Consider the following 15,593-nt stretch of genomic DNA (forward strand, 5'->3'; position numbering starts at 1 on the left):
AGTAGGTTTTTTCAGGCGGGCACAGGGGAACAGCAATCAACTGATCAGCCCGAAATGCCAACACCCGGCGGTGATACGACTGCGTACACCGGCGTGCTACTGACAGGTGGGGGGTAGTGACTGATCTGCGCAGGCTGCTGGCTCCCGCACGGCACGACCGCAGCGTTGACCGCTGAATCGACTACCGCTATGCGCAAGGAAGCTGGCATGTGCTGATCTTTTTTGAAGGGGTGAATACGGTGTCTGAAAACACCGGTGGTCGACTATAACCAGCCGGGGACATGCTTTGCAATGACTTCGCCAAAAGGCCAGTAAGGACAGGCGATGGGTGCATGCCTAGGCTGGAAAAACCAGCCCCCCACAACCTCAAGAGAAAAAATGCCGCGACCACACACCTTTCTCAGGTACCAGTTGAATAGGTCAAAAGCCCGCAACTTTGCCAACGCAACACTTGCCCGATTGTCGACTAAATGGGAGCACGCAACCGGCGGTATACCAAACCTCACGCACGTCCGCTTTGAAGCAATAAATGGGGCAGCCCTGGATGCTTATCACACCTGGGAGTCGCCCTGCTTTTCATGGGAAGAGGTCGTACAGTGGAAAGCGAAGGAGCTGATGTATTTCGACCTTTCAATCTGGTTGGATCGTGAACTCTGTGGACTGTGCTTTGCCAACCCGAACCACAGCCGACTGAGGATGCGGATCGTCCGATTAGAAGCAAAACCGGGAGGCGATCATTCACTGCGCGGTTACATTGCCCCGCTTGCGTTGATGGCGGTAGAGCATTACGTACGGATCGTTGGCAGCAAGGCCATCGAAATACAGGAGCCTTTACCGGGAGCAGTTCCAGCCTACGAAAAACTGGGCTTTACGTTCGATGGGTCAGGCAGGCTTGCAAAGGAAATAGGCAGCGCTTAGGATCCAGACCATCGATCAATTAATGATCAATTCGGAGACACCATGAAAGGTCTCGTTCAAAATAAAGCAACAAAAAACAAAAAATCAGCCCGTAACCACGAACAGCTCACCGATGAGCTCCCGGCAATCGATCCACGCATACTTCGAGCGCTCCTTGAGGGGGTCGACGAGCCAGCAGGCGTATTGGCAGGCCGTAAATAATCCCCCCATAAAAAAACCGCTCCAACAGAGCGGTTTTTTCGTTTCAGGCACTTGAATCAGCCAAACAACCAATACCCCAACGCCGTCAGCACCACCACCGCCAGCACCGGCCGCAGGATGCGATAAGCCTTCGGATGCTTGCGCTTCCACTGCTTGACCACACCACTGAAGCCGTCACTGAAGCGCTTGCTCCAGGCATACGCCTGGTTGATCCCGCCAACGCGTTCGTCATCCAGGTTCTGTGGCGCGGTAGCGCGGCCCAGTTGGGCGCTGACCCAACGGTTGATGCGGGTCATCAGGCGGCTGCTCAGCGGGCGTTCGATGTCGCAGAACAGGATCACCCGGGTGTGCTCGGTTTCGTTCTTCACCCAGTGCACGTAGGTTTCGTCGAACATCACGTCTTCACCGTCACGCCAGGCGTATACCTGGCCGTCGACGAAGATGCGGCAGTCATCGGAGTTGGGCGTGGACAGCCCCAGGTGATAACGCAGGGAACCGGCAAACGGATCGCGATGCGGGTTGAGGTGGCTGCCACCGGGCAACAGCGCAAACATCGCGCCCTTGACGTTGGGAATGCTGCTGACCAGGGCCACGGTTTTCGGGCACAGCAGTTCAGCCGACGGCAACGGTTTGTCGTACCACTTGAGGTAGAAACGCTTCCAGCCCTTCTTGAAGAACGAGCCAAAACCGGCGTCGTTGTTCTTCTCGGCCGCACGGATGTAGCCCTCGTCGAACAGGTGCATGGCCTCTTCGCGAATCACTTCCCAGTTGTCCTTGAGCACGTCCAGCTCCGGGAACTTGCTGCGGTCCAGGTACGGCTTGGATGGCACGGCAGAGAAGAGGTACATCAAGGCGTTGTACGGAGCGAACAGCGCCGAATGGTTGACGAACTGACGCAACATCGGCAAACGGGCCTTGCCACGCAAATGCACATACAGCGTGCTGCCGATAAACAGCAGCAACACCGACAGTTTGGCGGCCAAAGAAAAGGTCATGCAGCAACTCCTGGAAATAGGCGTCTGGCGATTAGCCTCCCGGCTTGGGGAAACCAGACGTAGCAGCCGGCCATGATAAACACTCCGGGCCTCGGGAAAAACCCGCGCACTCCAACAATCAGCATCTAGCGGTGCGCGATAACGGGCCAATTATGCATAAGGGCCACGCCATCGCGCTGATTTGAATCAAGCCTGGTTTTCCTGATCGGTGAACAAATCGGCGAACAACATGCTCGACAGGTAGCGTTCACCGGAGTCCGGCAGCACCACCACGATGGTCTTGCCCTGCATTTCCGGCTTCTCGGCCAGGCGCACCGCCACGGCCATCGCCGCGCCGCAGGAGATACCGCACAGAATCCCCTCCTCCTGCATCAAGCGCAACGCCATGGCCTTGGACTCTTCGTCGCTGACCAGTTCGACCCGGTCGACCATCGACAGGTCGAGGTTTTTCGGCACAAAACCGGCGCCAATGCCCTGGATCTTGTGGGGGCTGGGCTTGATCTCTTCACCGGCCAGCGCCTGGGTAATCACCGGCGAGCTGATGGGCTCCACCGCCACCGACAGGATCGGCTTGCCCTGGATGTTCTTGATGTAGCGCGACACCCCGGTGATGGTGCCGCCGGTGCCTACGCCTGCCACCAGCACATCCACGGCGCCATCGGTGTCATTCCAGATTTCCGGACCGGTGGTTTTCTCGTGGATCGCCGGGTTGGCCGGGTTTTCGAACTGGGCCGGCATAAAGTACTTGGCCGGGTCGCTGGCGAGGATTTCGCCGGCTTTTTCGATCGCGCCCTTCATGCCCTTGGCCGGCTCGGTCAGCACCAGTTCGGCGCCGAGGGCCTTGAGCACCTTGCGTCGCTCGATGCTCATGGAAGCGGGCATGGTCAGCAACAGCTTGTAACCACGGGCGGCGGCGACAAACGCCAGGCCGATACCGGTGTTGCCGGAAGTCGGTTCGACAATGGTCATGCCGGGCTTGAGTTTGCCGCTGCCTTCGGCGTCCCAGATCATGTTTGCGCCAATCCGGCACTTTACCGAATACCCCGGGTTACGCCCTTCGATCTTGGCCAGGATGGTCACGCCACGCGGGGCGATACGGTTGATCTGAACCAGGGGCGTATTACCGATGGAGTGCGCGTTGTCTGCAAAAATGCGGCTCATGACGGGTCCTTAAGGCAATTTCAGGAAGGCCCCAAGGGTATGCCTCGTGTTGCGAGGCGTCCAGTCAAGCGAACGTCCGGCGGCGCCAGCAGTCAATCGCCTACACGGATGGAGAAATTTCCTATGAAACGTCGCTACAGTTGGCCGCTCTGGACCCTCGTCGGGATCGTGGTACTGCTGGTCGTCCTGGATATCGCCCTGCCCTATCTGGTGCGCAATTACCTGAATGACAAACTCGCCGACATGGGCGACTACCGCGGCCAGGTCACCGATGTCGACCTAGCGTTGTGGCGCGGCGCCTATCGAATCAATGGTTTGCAGATCGTCAAGGTCGACGGCAAGGTGCCGGTACCGTTCGTCAAGGTGCCGGTGATCGACCTGTCGGTCAGTTGGCACTCGCTGTGGTACGACCATGCAGTCGTGGCCGAGGCACAGTTCATCAGGCCGGAGCTGAACTTTGTCGACGGTGGCACCAACAAACAGGCGTCCCAGACCGGTCAGGGCACCGACTGGCGGGCACAACTGGGCAAACTGTTGCCGATCACCCTCAACGAGGTGCGCATCGACGACGGAAAGATCGCCTTCCATAACTTCAGCTCGAAACCACCGGTCAATCTGTACGCTACCCAGGTCAATGCCAGCTTCTACAACCTGACCAACGTAGTGGACGTCAAAGGCCAGCGCGACGCACGCTTCGACGGCAAGGCGCTGTTCCTGGGCCAGGCACCGCTGGAAGCCACCGCCACGTTCGACCCCTTGAGCAATTTCGAAAACTTCGAATTCCGCTTCCGGGCCCGGGATATCGAGCTCAAGCGCATGAATGACTTCGCCTCGGCCTACGGCAAGTTCGACTTCAATGCGGGCACCGGCGACCTGGTGGTCGAGGCACAGGCCGAAAAGGGCCAACTGACGGGCTACATCAAGCCGCTGTTGCGCAATGTCGAAGTGTTCAACTGGCAACAGGACGTAGAGAACAAGGACAAGGGCATCTTCCGTTCAATCTGGGAGGCGGTGGTTGGCGCCAGCGAGACCGTGCTGAAAAACCAGAACAAAAACCAGTTTGCCACTCGCGTAGAGCTGAGCGGCAACGTTCACCAGCAAGATATCAGCGCGTTCCAGGCGTTTTTGCAGATTTTGCGTAATGGTTTTGTCCAGGCCTTCAACGCTCGCTATGAACAGCCCAAGCCTTCGGCAAATTGATGTCAAACGTGACTGCCCATTCAGAGACTGAATAGCCCGTCTGCGTTCACAGTCGCCGGGGCTGCGCGGTATAGTCGGGCAAAGCTGATTACTCGCCCGCTTCGGTCCCGGACCGTTCGGCGTCACGTTCGAGGATTGATAGATGAAGTTCGAAGGCACCCAGGCCTACGTTGCCACCGATGACCTGAAACTGGCCGTCAACGCCGCCATCACGCTGGAGCGGCCGCTGCTGGTCAAGGGCGAACCGGGCACCGGCAAGACCATGCTCGCCGAACAACTGGCCGAATCCTTTGGTGCCAAGCTGATCACCTGGCACATCAAGTCCACCACCAAGGCCCACCAAGGCCTCTACGAGTACGACGCGGTGAGCCGCCTGCGGGACTCGCAACTGGGCGTGGACAAGGTGCATGACGTTCGCAACTACCTGAAAAAGGGCAAGCTCTGGGAGGCTTTCGAGTCCGAGGAGCGGGTGATTCTGCTGATCGACGAAATCGACAAGGCCGACATCGAATTCCCCAACGACCTGCTGCAAGAACTCGACAAGATGGAGTTCTACGTCTACGAAATCGACGAGACCATCAAGGCCAAGAAGCGCCCGATCATCATCATTACCTCCAACAACGAAAAAGAGCTGCCGGACGCTTTCCTGCGCCGCTGCTTCTTCCACTACATCGCCTTCCCGGACCGCACCACCCTGCAAAAAATCGTCGACGTGCACTACCCGGACATCAAGAAAGACCTGGTCAGCGAAGCGCTGGACGTGTTCTTCGACGTGCGCAAGGTACCGGGCCTGAAGAAAAAACCGTCCACCTCCGAACTGGTGGACTGGCTCAAACTGCTGATGGCCGACAACATCGGCGAAGCGGTGCTGCGCGAGCGCGACCCCACCAAGGCCATCCCACCCCTGGCCGGTGCCCTGGTGAAAAACGAGCAAGACGTGCAGTTGCTGGAACGCCTGGCGTTCATGAGCCGTCGCGGTAACCGATAAGGGCGATCGCCATGCTGCTCAACCTGTTCAATGAAATGCGCGCAGCCAAGGTGCCCGTCTCGGTGCGCGAGCTGCTGGACCTGATCAACGCGCTGAAACAGCGCGTGACCTTCGCCGACATGGACGAGTTTTACTACTTGGCCCGAGCGATCCTGGTGAAGGACGAACGGCATTTCGACAAATTCGACCGAGCCTTCGGCGCCTACTTCAATGGCCTGGAAAAACTCGACGATCACCTGCAGGCGCTGATCCCCGAAGACTGGCTGCGCAAGGAGTTCGAACGCTCGCTGACCGACGAGGAACGCGCGCAAATCCAGTCGCTTGGCGGGCTGGACAAGCTGATCGAAGAATTCAAGAAACGCCTGGAAGAACAGAAGGAACGCCACGCCGGCGGCAATAAGTGGATCGGCACCGGCGGCACCAGCCCGTTCGGCTCCGGCGGCTTCAACCCCGAAGGCATTCGCGTGGGTGATGCCGGCAAGCGCCAGGGCAAGGCGGTCAAGGTCTGGGACCAGCGCGAGTACAAGAACCTCGATGACTCGGTGGAACTGGGCACGCGCAACATCAAGATCGCCCTGCGCCGCCTGCGCAAGTTCGCGCGCCAGGGTGCGGCGGAAGAGCTCGACATCGACGGCACCATCGACCATACGGCGCGCGATGCCGGGTTGCTGAATATCCAGATGCGCCCGGAGCGGCGCAACACCATCAAGCTGCTGTTGCTGTTCGACATTGGCGGGTCGATGGATGCCCATGTGAAGACTTGCGAAGAGCTGTTCTCCGCGTGCAAGACCGAGTTCAAGCACCTGGAGTACTTCTACTTCCACAACTTCATTTATGAATCGGTGTGGAAGAACAACATGCGCCGCACCTCCGAGCGCACATCGACCCAGGACTTGCTGCACAAGTACGGCGCCGACTACAAAGTGATCTTTATCGGCGATGCGGCCATGGCGCCGTATGAAATCACCCAGGCCGGCGGCAGCGTCGAGCACTGGAACGAAGAACCCGGGTACGTGTGGATGCAGCGGTTCATGGAGAAGTACAAGAAGCTGATCTGGATTAATCCGTATCCAAAAGATACCTGGGGCTATACCGCGTCCACCGGGATTGTCCGGGACTTGATCGAGGACCAGATGTTTCCGTTGACGTTGCGGGGGCTTGAGGAAGGGATGCGCTTTCTTTCCAAATAGGCGGAGCACTCACTGACGCCATCGCAGGCAAGCCAGCTCCCACAGGGAATGCATTCCAAATTGTGGGAGCTGGCTTGCCTGCGATGCTTTTAGCGGTCCATAAAGCGGCGCAAATACTCCACATGCTGCCGATGCGCCGTCTCTTGCACCACCGGCGCCAATCGCACCTTCTCCCCCGGCAAACACTGCGCCAGCCGCGCCAACGCCAATGGCGTCAACGCGCCCAATCGTGGGTAGCCGCCAATGGTCTGCCGATCGTTGAGCAACACGATCGGCTGCCCGTCCGGCGGCACCTGGATCGCGCCCAGCGGTATGCCTTCCGAGATCAGCGACGGCCCCTGGTACTGCAACGGCGTGCCCAGCAAGCGCATGCCCATGCGATCGGCGCGGCTGTCGAGGGTCCACTCGCTGTTGAACACATCAAACAGACTCTGCCCGCCAAACTGGCCAATCTGTGCCCCGAGGATCACCTCCAGTGGCGCCTTCGCGTCCAGTTTCGGCAACTGCCCGGCGGACAACTCCCGCATTGCACCGCCCGTGCCTGAATACGTCAGCTGCGCACCTTCAGCCAGCGCCCGGCCAAAACCATCCAGCCCGCCCAGCTCCTCACGCCCCACCGTGGCGCAACTGCCCAGCACCTGCGGCGCATCGAACCCGCCCGGCGCGGCGAGGTAAGCCCGCGCACCACTGAAGGGCTGGGTAAAACGCAAACGCTGGCCTTTTTGCAGAATAAAGCTGCGTCCCGGGCTGATGGCGCGCTCATCAACATAAGCGCCCAGGTCCGCCCCGGCCAGCGCCAGCAGGCAATAGCCCTCGGCCTGCACCGTAAAGCCGCCCAGGGTGATTTCCACCACCGGCGCGTCCAGGGCATTGCCCAGCAACCAATTGGCCCACGACATTGATACCCAATCCAGCGCACCGCCCTGGGTCACGCCCAAATGCCTTACGCCAAAGCGTCCAGCGTCCTGCAATAGGCACAGCGGTGTGCTGGCCTCGATCATCAAGCGGCTCATGCCTGCGCCTCCAACGGCGTGTCATCGCCACCCAGGTGGATGAATTCGCTGTGGCTGACGGCTTCGTAACGCACGGTGTCCCCCGGCTGCATCAGGCTGTAGCCGTCACGCTCGCGGTCAAACAGCTTGGCCGGCGTGCGGCCGATCAGGTTCCAGCCGCCCGGCGATACCACCGGATAGGCCGCCGTCTGCCGCTCGGCGATCCCCACGCTGCCGGCCGCTACTCGCTTGCGCGGGGTGTTGAGGCGTGGCGTGGCGAGCTGTTCATCCACCAGCCCCATAAAGGCAAACCCCGGGGCGAAGCCCAAGGCGAACACCTGGTACTCGTGCTGGCTGTGGCGACGAATCACCTCCTCCACCGCCAGGCCACTGCGCTGCGCGAGCAATGTCAGCTCGGGGCCAACACTCAGGTCATACCAAACCGGCAACACATGGCATTGCCCGCTGCCCTTGGGCTCTGGCTGCAATTCTTCAAGCGCCTGATCGATCAACACCCTGGCCTGGCCCGGGTCCAGCGCCAACAGGTCGTAGTGCACCATCAGGGTCGTGTAGGACGGCACCAGGTCCACCAGCGCCGGGCCAAACCCTTCCCTCAGCCGCCGTGTGGCGGCGAGCATCCAGGGCATGTTGTCTTCGGCGATCACATCAAACAGGCGCACCATCAGGCAGTCGATGGCCACTACTTCAATCCGCGGCTTCATGCTGGGGTCAGCGCCGCGCGGATGCGCTGCACGGCGGCCACCGAGCTGGCGTTATCGCCATGCACACACAAGGTATTGGCCTGCAGATGTAACGGGCTGCCGTCGCTGGCGACCAGGTGCTCACCGCGAGCGATGATCAAGGCCTGCTGGATGATCTTTTCCGGATCGTGGTGCACCGCGCCCGGCAACTGGCGGGAGACCAGATGGCCGGCGCTGTCGTAGGCCCGGTCAGCGAACGCTTCGAACCACAGGGTCACGCCATATTCGTCACCCAGGGCCTGGGCGGCACTGTTGTCGCGGGTGGCCATCAGCATCAGGGGCAGGCTGGCGTCGTAGGCCGCCACGGCCTGGATCACTGCGCGCAATTGGGCCGGCTTGGCCATCATGTCGTTGTACATCGCGCCATGGGGTTTGACGTAGCTGACACGCCCGCCCTGGGCCCGGCAAATGCCGTCGAGGGCGCCGATCTGGTAGTGCAACAGGTCCTGGATTTCCTGCGGGGTGTAGGCCATCGAGCGGCGGCCGAAACCCTGCAAATCCTGGTACGCCGGGTGCGCACCCACTTGCACGCCATGCTGGAAGGCCAGGCTGACGGTCTTGCGCATGATGCTCGGGTCGCCGGCGTGGAAACCGCAGGCAACGTTGGCGCAATCAATGAACGGCATGACCTCGGCGTCCAGACCCAAGGTCCAGTTGCCAAAGCTTTCGCCGATGTCGCAGTTCAATAGCAGGCGGCTCACGGTGAGGGCTCCTGTAGTCTTTATATTTTTCTAGTGTGGGACCTTTCTTCAAGATCCCGCAACGCTCAGGTTACTGTGCTTCAAGCTGCTTGCCACGGGTTTCCGGCAGGCTCAGCGCCGCCAGGATCACCACGCCGTAGGACACCGCCGCAAACCCGCCAATGCCCATGCTCAGGGGCACCTTCTGGCTCAACAGGCCAATCAGCAGCGGGAAGAACGCCGCGAGTGCCCGGCCGATGTTGTAGCAAAAACCCTGGCCAGAACCACGAATCCGTGTGGGAAACAGCTCGGTGAGAAACGCGCCCATGCCGCTGAAAATCCCCGAGGCAAAGAAGCCCAGGGGGAAACCCAGCCACAGCATGACCTGGTTGCTGACCTGCAATTGGGTGTAGAGCACGACGATGATGAAGGAGCCCACGGCGAACAAAATAAAGTTCTTTTTGCGCCCGAGCAGGTCCGTCATGTAGGCACTGATCACATAGCCCACGTAGGAACCCACGATCACCATGGCCAGATATCCGCCGGTACCGAGGACACTTAAGCCCCGTTCGTTTTTCAGAAAGGTCGGCAGCCACGACGTGATGGCGTAATACCCACCCAGCGCGCCGGTGGTCAGCAGCGAAGCGCGAAGCGTGGTGCTGAGCATGCCGGGGGCGAAAATCTCGTAGAACTTCGCCGGGTTGCTCGGTGCTTCCTTCGCTTTGGCCTGGCGATAAATCTCCGGGTCCTTGACCAGGCGCCGCACAAAAATCACGAAGATCGCCGGCAGCAGGCCCAACATGAACAGCGCGCGCCAGGCGTCTTCCGGGGGCAACCAGGAGTACAACAGTGCGTAAAGAATCGCCGTGATGCCCCAGCCCAGTGCCCAGCCGGACTGCACCATGCCCACCGCCTTGCCGCGGTCCTTGGCGCGAATCACCTCGCCCATCAGCACGGCGCCGGCGGTCCATTCGCCGCCAAAACCAAAGCCCATCAAGGTACGCGCCACCAGCAACTGCTCGTAGCTTTGCGCCAGGCCACACAGGAAGGTGAACACCGCAAACCACAGCACCGTCAGTTGCAGGGTGAGCACCCGGCCAATGCGGTCCGACAGGATGCCAGCGATCCAGCCGCCCAGTGCCGAGGCGATCAGGGTGCTGGTGTGGATCAAGCCTGCCTGGCCGGTGGTAATGCCCCACATCGCAATCAGTGTCGGGACCACAAAGCTGAGCATCTGGGTGTCCATGCCGTCCAGGCCGTAACCGATCTTGCAGCTCCAGAACGTACGGCGCTCCTGCTGGTTGATATTGCGGTACCAGTCAAACGGTCCGGCGCGGCGTTCGGGCTTGGCCACCTCCAGGGTATCGGGCGCACTCATGGCGGATCTCCACGTGAATATTATTGGTATTGTTCTGGGCCCCTACGACGCTTATCGTGAGACGAGCCGATTTTTGGCGTGCGACCCCTGCTGCGTCCAACTAATAAAAACCGCCCCAATGCATAAGAAAAAGTTGATCCCATGAATTTGAAGTTCCTTGAAACCTTCGTCTGGGTGGCCAAGCTCAAGAGCTTTCGCCTCACCGCCGAAAAGCTCTTCACCACCCAGGCGTCGATTTCCAGCCGCATCGCGGTGCTGGAAAGTGAGCTGGGGGTGAAGCTGTTCCTGCGCGATTCCCGCGGCGTGAGCCTGACCCCGGAAGGGGTGAAGGTGCTGGATTACGCCGAGCAGATGATGGCCACCATGCAAGGGCTCAAGCAGTCGCTGGAAACCACCAGCAGCCAGGTTGGGCGGATCCGCATCGGGGTGATGGACACGGTGATCCACACCTGGCTCAGCCCGCTGGTGACCGAGTTGATGGAGCGCTTTCCGCGGGTGGAGATCGAACTGGTGGCCGACACCTCGTTCAACCTCATCGATCAACTGCAAAAAGGTTTTCTCGACTTGATCCTGCAAACCGACCTGCTGCGCCAGGAAACCCTGCGCAGCCTGGAACTGGCCAGCCACCCCATGGGCTGGATCGTCGCCAGCGACTCGATCCACAACCGCAACTACGCCTCCCTCGCCGAACTGGCCCAGGAACGCATCATCACCTACTCGAAAAACTCCTGCCCGCACCAGGACGTGCTCAGCCTGATGCAAGCCAACGGCGTGGCTGCGCCCAGGATGAACTGCGTGAATTCGGTGTCGGCGATTACCCGTTTGCTGCGCGACGGGTTCGGGATTGGCGCGTTGCCGCCGGTGCTGGTCAGGGAAGAGTTGGCGCGGGGCGAGATGACCCTGCTGGCCATGGCACAACGCCCGCCCAACCTGCAGGTGGTGGTGTCGTGGCGGGTCGGGGTGGAGTTGGTGGAGGAAATCGTGGCGCTGTGCCAGATCGTGGTGGGGCGGTATGCGCAGAAGGTCGGCGAGGGTTTGATGGTGCTGAGCAAACCCTCGGCCGGACCGTAACCGGTCCTACAACCCTTTCAGGTCCCGCTCTTCAATCGGCCGGCTCTGGCGCAGGCGCTTGCCGCCCAACACCACCCAGTCGATCAGGCGGAACAGGCATTCGATGCCAAACGACAACAGCATCGCGCCGCCCAGGCCCCAGCCCATGGCTTCCGGGGTCAGCAACAGCATGTAGCTGTAGCCATTCCAGGTTTCCTGGCGAATCGCCGGGTCGGCGGCCACGGCCACTTGCAGCGCGCGGATGTACCACGGGCCTTGCATCGCCTGGAATTGCTTATCCAGCGCTACCTGACGGTCGAGCAGGGTCCCCAGGCTGTTGGCATCGCTGCGAAACACCGGGTCGTCACTGGCACGGTAATGAGCCACCAGCGCCTGCAAGTCGCCGTTGAAGAACTGCTGCGCCGTGGCATCGAAGCCGCGCAGGCCGGTCTGGGCCTCGATCAAATGGGCTTCGACGCGCTTGGCGTAGTCGCTGATAAACCCCGGCACCTGCACACCCACCAGCAGGCCCACGGCAAACAGCACCAGTCGCAAATAGCTGAGCAACATATTCGGCGTCCTTACTCGGTTGTACCTTGGGAGACGCATTCACCGCGTCGCCACAGGCTCCACTGGCCCGGTTCGTAGCGGGTCCAGGTCTCGTTTTCGGTCAGGGGCTCGGTTGCGATCACCGTTACCACATCATTTGGCGTGGTTTCGGCCTGAAAATCGACGATCACGTCGACATCTTTCAAGCGCGCAGGGCCAAACGGCGCACGCCGGGTGATCTGCGCCAGTTTGGTCGAGCAATAGCAGAACAGCCAGTCACCGTCGCTCAGCAGGCAGTTGAACACGCCCTTGCTGCGGTATTCGCTGCAGGCGGCAATCAGGTCGGGCAGCACCTGTTCGATGTCCACCGGCTCCGGGAACGCTTCACGGACGCGGTTGAGCAAATCGCAGAACGCCGCTTCGCTGTCGGTATCGCCCACCGGGCGGTAGAACGTGGCGCGAGGATTGAAGTCCGCCAGTTGGCCGTTATGGGCGAAACACCAGTTGCGGCCCCACAGTTCACGCACGAACGGATGGGTATTGGACAGGCACACCTTGCCGACATTGGCCTGGCGGATATGGCCAATCACCACTTCACTCTTGATGGGATAACGCTGCACCAGCAGCGCGACTTCCGATTCGCTGCTGGCCGCCGGGTCCTGGAACAACCGCAGGCCGCGGCCCTCGTAGAAGGCGATGCCCCAACCGTCGCGGTGGGGGCCGGTACGTCCGCCGCGCTGCATCAGCCCGGTAAAGCTGAAGACGATATCGGTCGGTACGTTGGCACTCATGCCCAATAATTCACACATGCCAGGCTTCTCGATACAGGGCGTACAACGTTAAAGACGCGGTTCGACCCGCATACCGCTGACAGGGGCAGGACGACCGTAACGCTCATCGGCGAACGGCTCGTCGTCATCCGGCTCGGCGGCAGCGGCTGCCGCAGCGGCGGCCTTCTGCTCACGACGGGTCCTGGCGGCACGCTCGATGGGCCAGCGAATCAGCACAAAAACCAGGTACACGCCGAACGCGATCATGGAATACATGAACAGATCGGAGATCGCCCGCCAGGCGTTGTTGCCGACCTTCAGCACCAGGTCCAGGGCGGTAATGGCCACGGCCGGGGCGAACTGGGTCTTCACCGGGTCGACAATGGTCGGGCTGAACAGCAGCACCGCCACCAGCAACCGCAGCGGCTCGCGCAGCCAGCGCCACATCCAGCGGGTCATGGCAAACCACACCAACAGGCAACCCAGGGCTGCGAAGGCGTAGAGGCCCCAAGCGATCAGATAGTCGTTCTCGGTCATGGTGTCCATGGCAAGGTAGGCAAACAGGCCGCTATGATAACGGCTTTTCAGTGCCGAGGCTGCAATGCCGTCGGCCAACCGCCAGACAGAGAGTGATCCATGCCCCCAGCGACCCACATCACTGCCGCCCCGATCGCCCGCAAGGCCCCAGGCACCGACCCGTACGCCTGGCTGCAAGAGCGCGACAGCGCCGAGGTGCTCGATTACCTCAAGGCGGAAAATGCCTGGCAAGAAGCAGAATTGTCCGACCAGCAGGCCCTGCGCGAAACCCTGTTCGAAGAGATCAAGGGCCGCATCCTCGAAACCGACCTGTCCCTGCCCTCGCCCTGGGGCCCGTACCTGTATTACACCCGCACCACCGCCGGCGACGAATACGCCCGCCACTACCGGTGCCCGCGCCCGGCAGATGACAGCCAACAGGTCGACGAAAGCGCAGAAGAGTTGCTGCTGGACCCGAACGCATTGGCCAACGGCGGCTTTTTCTCCCTCGGCGCGTTCAGCATCAGCCCGGACCACCAGCGCCTGGCCTACAGCCTGGACACCAGCGGCGAAGAGATCTACACCCTCTACGTGAAGGAATTGTCCACCGGCAAGGTCAGCGAACTCGAGTTTGAAGACTGCGACGGCAGCATGACCTGGGCCAACGACAGCCTGACCCTGTTCTTCAGCGAACTGGACGATACCCACCGTCCCCACAAGCTGTACCGCTATCGCCTGGACGGCACTGCCGCCGAGGAAGTGTTCCACGAGCCTGACGGCCGTTTCTTCCTGCACTGCTATCGCTCAAGCTCCGAGCGCCAGTTGCTGCTGGCCCTGGGCAGCAAGACCACCAGCGAAATCTGGGCCCTGGATGCCGATCAGCCGCAGCAGGCGTTTACCTGCATGGCGCCACGGGTCGAAGGCCATGAATACGACGTCGACCACGGCAAGCTGGACGACCAGTGGACCTGGTTTATCCGCAGCAACCGCGACGGCATCAACTTCGCCCTGTTCCAGGCCGCCGATACTGGAAGCGTGCCGACCCAGGACGACTGGCAGAACCTGATCCCCCACGACGACGCGGTGATGCTCGATGGCGTGAGCCTTAATGCCCGGGCGATGACCCTGAGCCTGCGCATCGGCGGCCTGCCGATCATCGAAGTTCACCCACAAGGCCAAATCGCCTATCGGGTGGAATTACCGGACGCGGCCTACAGCCTCTACGTGCAAAACAGCCTGGAATTTGTCAGCGACAAGATCCGCCTGCGCTATGAAGCGCTGAACCGCCCGGCGCAGGTCCGTCAGCTGGAACTGGCCAGCGGCGCACAACAGGTGCTCAAGGAAACCCCGGTGCTGGGCGTGTTCAACGCCGACGACTACATCAGCCAGCGGCTGTGGGCGACCTCGGCCGATGGCACCCAGGTGCCCATCAGCCTTGTAGTGCGCCGCGACCAGTTGGGCAAGCCGACGCCGTTGTACCTGTACGGCTACGGCGCCTACGGCCACAGCCTCGACCCGTGGTTCTCCCACGCGCGTCTGAGCCTGCTGGACCGCGGCGTGGCCTTCGCCATCGCGCATGTACGTGGCGGCGGCGAGCTGGGCGAAGCCTGGTACCGCGCCGGCAAGCAGGAGCACAAGCAAAACACCTTCAGCGACTTTATCGCCTGTGCCGAACACCTGATCGCCCAGGGCCTGACCACCTCCAAGCAACTGGCCATCAGCGGCGGCAGCGCCGGCGGCCTGTTGATCGGCGCGGTGCTCAATCAGCGCCCGGAGCTGTTCCAGGCGGCGATTGCCGAAGTGCCGTTCGTCGACGTGCTCAACACCATGCTCGACCCGGAACTGCCGCTGACCATCACCGAGTACGACGAATGGGGCAACCCTGAGGAGCCCGAGGTGTATGCGCGAATCAAGGCCTACGCGCCGTACGAAAACGTCAGCGCCCAGGCCTACCCCGCCACACTGGTGATCGCCGGCTACAACGACAGCCGCGTGCAATATTGGGAAGCCGCCAAGTGGGTGGCCAGGCTGCGGGACACCAAGACCGACGACAACCTGCTGCTGCTCAAGACCGAGCTGGGCGCCGGCCATGGCGGCATGAGTGGTCGTTACCAGGGATTACGTGACGTAGCACTCGAATATGGATTTGTTTTCAAGGCCCTGGGGCTGATTTAAGGAACTCCGCTCGGCGGGCGGGTCTGAACACCTGACCGCCGGGCGCGCGCCCTGCACGATTTATGGACA

At 61.1% G+C, this 15,593-nt stretch carries 16 protein-coding genes; 7 read left to right on the forward strand and 9 right to left on the reverse strand.

Annotation, left to right across the window (positions count from 1 at the left end; all coding sequences use genetic code 11):
• Positions 1 to 378 precede the first annotated feature (378 nt).
• Together MUM_RS0128935 and MUM_RS1000000134520 are read left to right on the forward strand one after the other, a co-directional pair.
• A complete protein-coding gene (locus tag MUM_RS0128935; RefSeq protein WP_010176512.1) occupies positions 379 to 918 on the forward strand; it encodes a hypothetical protein in 540 nt (179 codons plus the stop codon).
• 42 nt (positions 919 to 960) lie between these two features.
• Positions 961 to 1,119, forward strand: coding sequence for a hypothetical protein (locus MUM_RS1000000134520; RefSeq protein WP_158000319.1), 159 nt, complete (start codon positions 961 to 963; stop codon positions 1,117 to 1,119).
• A 56-nt stretch (positions 1,120 to 1,175) separates the two neighbouring features.
• On the opposite strand, the gene MUM_RS0128945 is transcribed toward MUM_RS1000000134520, so the two are convergent.
• On the reverse strand, positions 1,176 to 2,114 hold the full coding sequence (locus MUM_RS0128945; protein ID WP_010176513.1) for an aspartyl/asparaginyl beta-hydroxylase domain-containing protein: 939 nt from the start codon (positions 2,112 to 2,114) through the stop codon (positions 1,176 to 1,178).
• A 186-nt stretch (positions 2,115 to 2,300) separates the two neighbouring features.
• Entirely contained in the window at positions 2,301 to 3,275 is a 975-nt protein-coding gene (gene cysK / locus MUM_RS0128950; RefSeq protein WP_010176514.1) for a cysteine synthase A, read from the reverse strand.
• A gap of 123 nt (positions 3,276 to 3,398) precedes the next feature.
• Here cysK and MUM_RS0128955 point away from each other — a divergent pair, with 123 nt between their 5' ends.
• From MUM_RS0128955 to MUM_RS0128965, 3 genes are all read left to right on the forward strand, one after another.
• Positions 3,399 to 4,475: a DUF748 domain-containing protein gene (locus MUM_RS0128955; protein ID WP_010176515.1), complete on the forward strand. Its 1,077-nt coding sequence runs from the start codon at positions 3,399 to 3,401 to the stop codon at positions 4,473 to 4,475.
• 142 nt (positions 4,476 to 4,617) lie between these two features.
• Positions 4,618 to 5,463: an AAA family ATPase gene (locus tag MUM_RS0128960; RefSeq protein WP_003210690.1), complete on the forward strand. Its 846-nt coding sequence runs from the start codon at positions 4,618 to 4,620 to the stop codon at positions 5,461 to 5,463.
• A gap of 11 nt (positions 5,464 to 5,474) precedes the next feature.
• The gene (locus MUM_RS0128965) at positions 5,475 to 6,653 is read left to right on the forward strand and encodes a vWA domain-containing protein (RefSeq protein ID WP_010176516.1); all 1,179 of its coding nucleotides are present in this window, start codon (positions 5,475 to 5,477) and stop codon (positions 6,651 to 6,653) included.
• Between the two features lie 89 nt (positions 6,654 to 6,742).
• On the opposite strand, the gene MUM_RS0128970 is transcribed toward MUM_RS0128965, so the two are convergent.
• The 4 genes from MUM_RS0128970 to MUM_RS0128985 form a co-directional block, all read right to left on the reverse strand.
• Positions 6,743 to 7,666: a biotin-dependent carboxyltransferase family protein gene (locus MUM_RS0128970; protein ID WP_010176517.1), complete on the reverse strand. Its 924-nt coding sequence runs from the start codon at positions 7,664 to 7,666 to the stop codon at positions 6,743 to 6,745.
• Positions 7,663 to 8,367, reverse strand: coding sequence for a 5-oxoprolinase subunit PxpB (pxpB, locus tag MUM_RS0128975; protein ID WP_010176518.1), 705 nt, complete (start codon positions 8,365 to 8,367; stop codon positions 7,663 to 7,665). Before pxpB ends, MUM_RS0128970 begins: the two co-directional genes overlap by 4 nt.
• Positions 8,364 to 9,107 carry a 5-oxoprolinase subunit PxpA gene (locus MUM_RS0128980; protein ID WP_010176519.1) on the reverse strand — a complete coding sequence of 248 codons (744 nt, stop codon included), beginning with the start codon at positions 9,105 to 9,107 and terminating at the stop codon, positions 8,364 to 8,366. Before MUM_RS0128980 ends, pxpB begins: the two co-directional genes overlap by 4 nt.
• Positions 9,108 to 9,177: 70 nt before the next feature.
• Positions 9,178 to 10,464 carry an MFS transporter gene (locus tag MUM_RS0128985; protein WP_010176520.1) on the reverse strand — a complete coding sequence of 429 codons (1,287 nt, stop codon included), beginning with the start codon at positions 10,462 to 10,464 and terminating at the stop codon, positions 9,178 to 9,180.
• 141 nt (positions 10,465 to 10,605) lie between these two features.
• Between MUM_RS0128985 and MUM_RS0128990 the strand changes: the two genes are divergently transcribed.
• Positions 10,606 to 11,535, forward strand: coding sequence for a LysR family transcriptional regulator (locus MUM_RS0128990; RefSeq protein WP_010176521.1), 930 nt, complete (start codon positions 10,606 to 10,608; stop codon positions 11,533 to 11,535).
• 6 nt (positions 11,536 to 11,541) lie between these two features.
• On the opposite strand, the gene MUM_RS0128995 is transcribed toward MUM_RS0128990, so the two are convergent.
• Genes MUM_RS0128995 through MUM_RS0129005 form a run of 3 tightly spaced genes read right to left on the reverse strand, consistent with a single transcriptional unit; the run spans position 11,542 to position 13,379 of the window.
• Positions 11,542 to 12,084, reverse strand: coding sequence for a DUF2937 family protein (locus tag MUM_RS0128995; RefSeq protein ID WP_003210684.1), 543 nt, complete (start codon positions 12,082 to 12,084; stop codon positions 11,542 to 11,544).
• A gap of 11 nt (positions 12,085 to 12,095) precedes the next feature.
• Entirely contained in the window at positions 12,096 to 12,872 is a 777-nt protein-coding gene (locus MUM_RS0129000; protein ID WP_010176522.1) for a class II glutamine amidotransferase, read from the reverse strand.
• Between the two features lie 30 nt (positions 12,873 to 12,902).
• Positions 12,903 to 13,379, reverse strand: coding sequence for an MFS transporter (locus tag MUM_RS0129005; RefSeq protein WP_237150957.1), 477 nt, complete (start codon positions 13,377 to 13,379; stop codon positions 12,903 to 12,905).
• 90 nt (positions 13,380 to 13,469) lie between these two features.
• Between MUM_RS0129005 and MUM_RS0129010 the strand changes: the two genes are divergently transcribed.
• The gene (locus tag MUM_RS0129010) at positions 13,470 to 15,524 is read left to right on the forward strand and encodes a S9 family peptidase (protein WP_010176524.1); all 2,055 of its coding nucleotides are present in this window, start codon (positions 13,470 to 13,472) and stop codon (positions 15,522 to 15,524) included.
• The last annotated feature ends 69 nt before the right edge of the window (positions 15,525 to 15,593 follow it).

This window comes from Pseudomonas sp. PAMC 25886 (assembly GCF_000242655.1).
In the GTDB taxonomy this organism is placed as follows: domain Bacteria; phylum Pseudomonadota; class Gammaproteobacteria; order Pseudomonadales; family Pseudomonadaceae; genus Aquipseudomonas.

Bases quoted from the DNA above. Each gene is read 5' to 3' on its own strand.
- MUM_RS0128935 (WP_010176512.1), top strand. From the start codon at position 379: ATGCCGCGACCACACACCTTTCTCAGGTACCAGTTGAATAGGTCAAAA.
- MUM_RS1000000134520 (WP_158000319.1), top strand. From the start codon at position 961: ATGAAAGGTCTCGTTCAAAATAAAGCAACAAAAAACAAAAAATCAGCC.
- MUM_RS0128945 (WP_010176513.1), bottom strand. From the start codon at position 2,114: ATGACCTTTTCTTTGGCCGCCAAACTGTCGGTGTTGCTGCTGTTTATC.
- cysK (WP_010176514.1), bottom strand. From the start codon at position 3,275: ATGAGCCGCATTTTTGCAGACAACGCGCACTCCATCGGTAATACGCCC.
- MUM_RS0128955 (WP_010176515.1), top strand. From the start codon at position 3,399: ATGAAACGTCGCTACAGTTGGCCGCTCTGGACCCTCGTCGGGATCGTG.
- MUM_RS0128960 (WP_003210690.1), top strand. From the start codon at position 4,618: ATGAAGTTCGAAGGCACCCAGGCCTACGTTGCCACCGATGACCTGAAA.
- MUM_RS0128965 (WP_010176516.1), top strand. From the start codon at position 5,475: ATGCTGCTCAACCTGTTCAATGAAATGCGCGCAGCCAAGGTGCCCGTC.
- MUM_RS0128970 (WP_010176517.1), bottom strand. From the start codon at position 7,666: ATGAGCCGCTTGATGATCGAGGCCAGCACACCGCTGTGCCTATTGCAG.
- pxpB (WP_010176518.1), bottom strand. From the start codon at position 8,367: ATGAAGCCGCGGATTGAAGTAGTGGCCATCGACTGCCTGATGGTGCGC.
- MUM_RS0128985 (WP_010176520.1), bottom strand. From the start codon at position 10,464: ATGAGTGCGCCCGATACCCTGGAGGTGGCCAAGCCCGAACGCCGCGCC.
- MUM_RS0128990 (WP_010176521.1), top strand. From the start codon at position 10,606: ATGAATTTGAAGTTCCTTGAAACCTTCGTCTGGGTGGCCAAGCTCAAG.
- MUM_RS0128995 (WP_003210684.1), bottom strand. From the start codon at position 12,084: ATGTTGCTCAGCTATTTGCGACTGGTGCTGTTTGCCGTGGGCCTGCTG.
- MUM_RS0129000 (WP_010176522.1), bottom strand. From the start codon at position 12,872: ATGTGTGAATTATTGGGCATGAGTGCCAACGTACCGACCGATATCGTC.
- MUM_RS0129005 (WP_237150957.1), bottom strand. From the start codon at position 13,379: ATGGACACCATGACCGAGAACGACTATCTGATCGCTTGGGGCCTCTAC.
- MUM_RS0129010 (WP_010176524.1), top strand. From the start codon at position 13,470: ATGCCCCCAGCGACCCACATCACTGCCGCCCCGATCGCCCGCAAGGCC.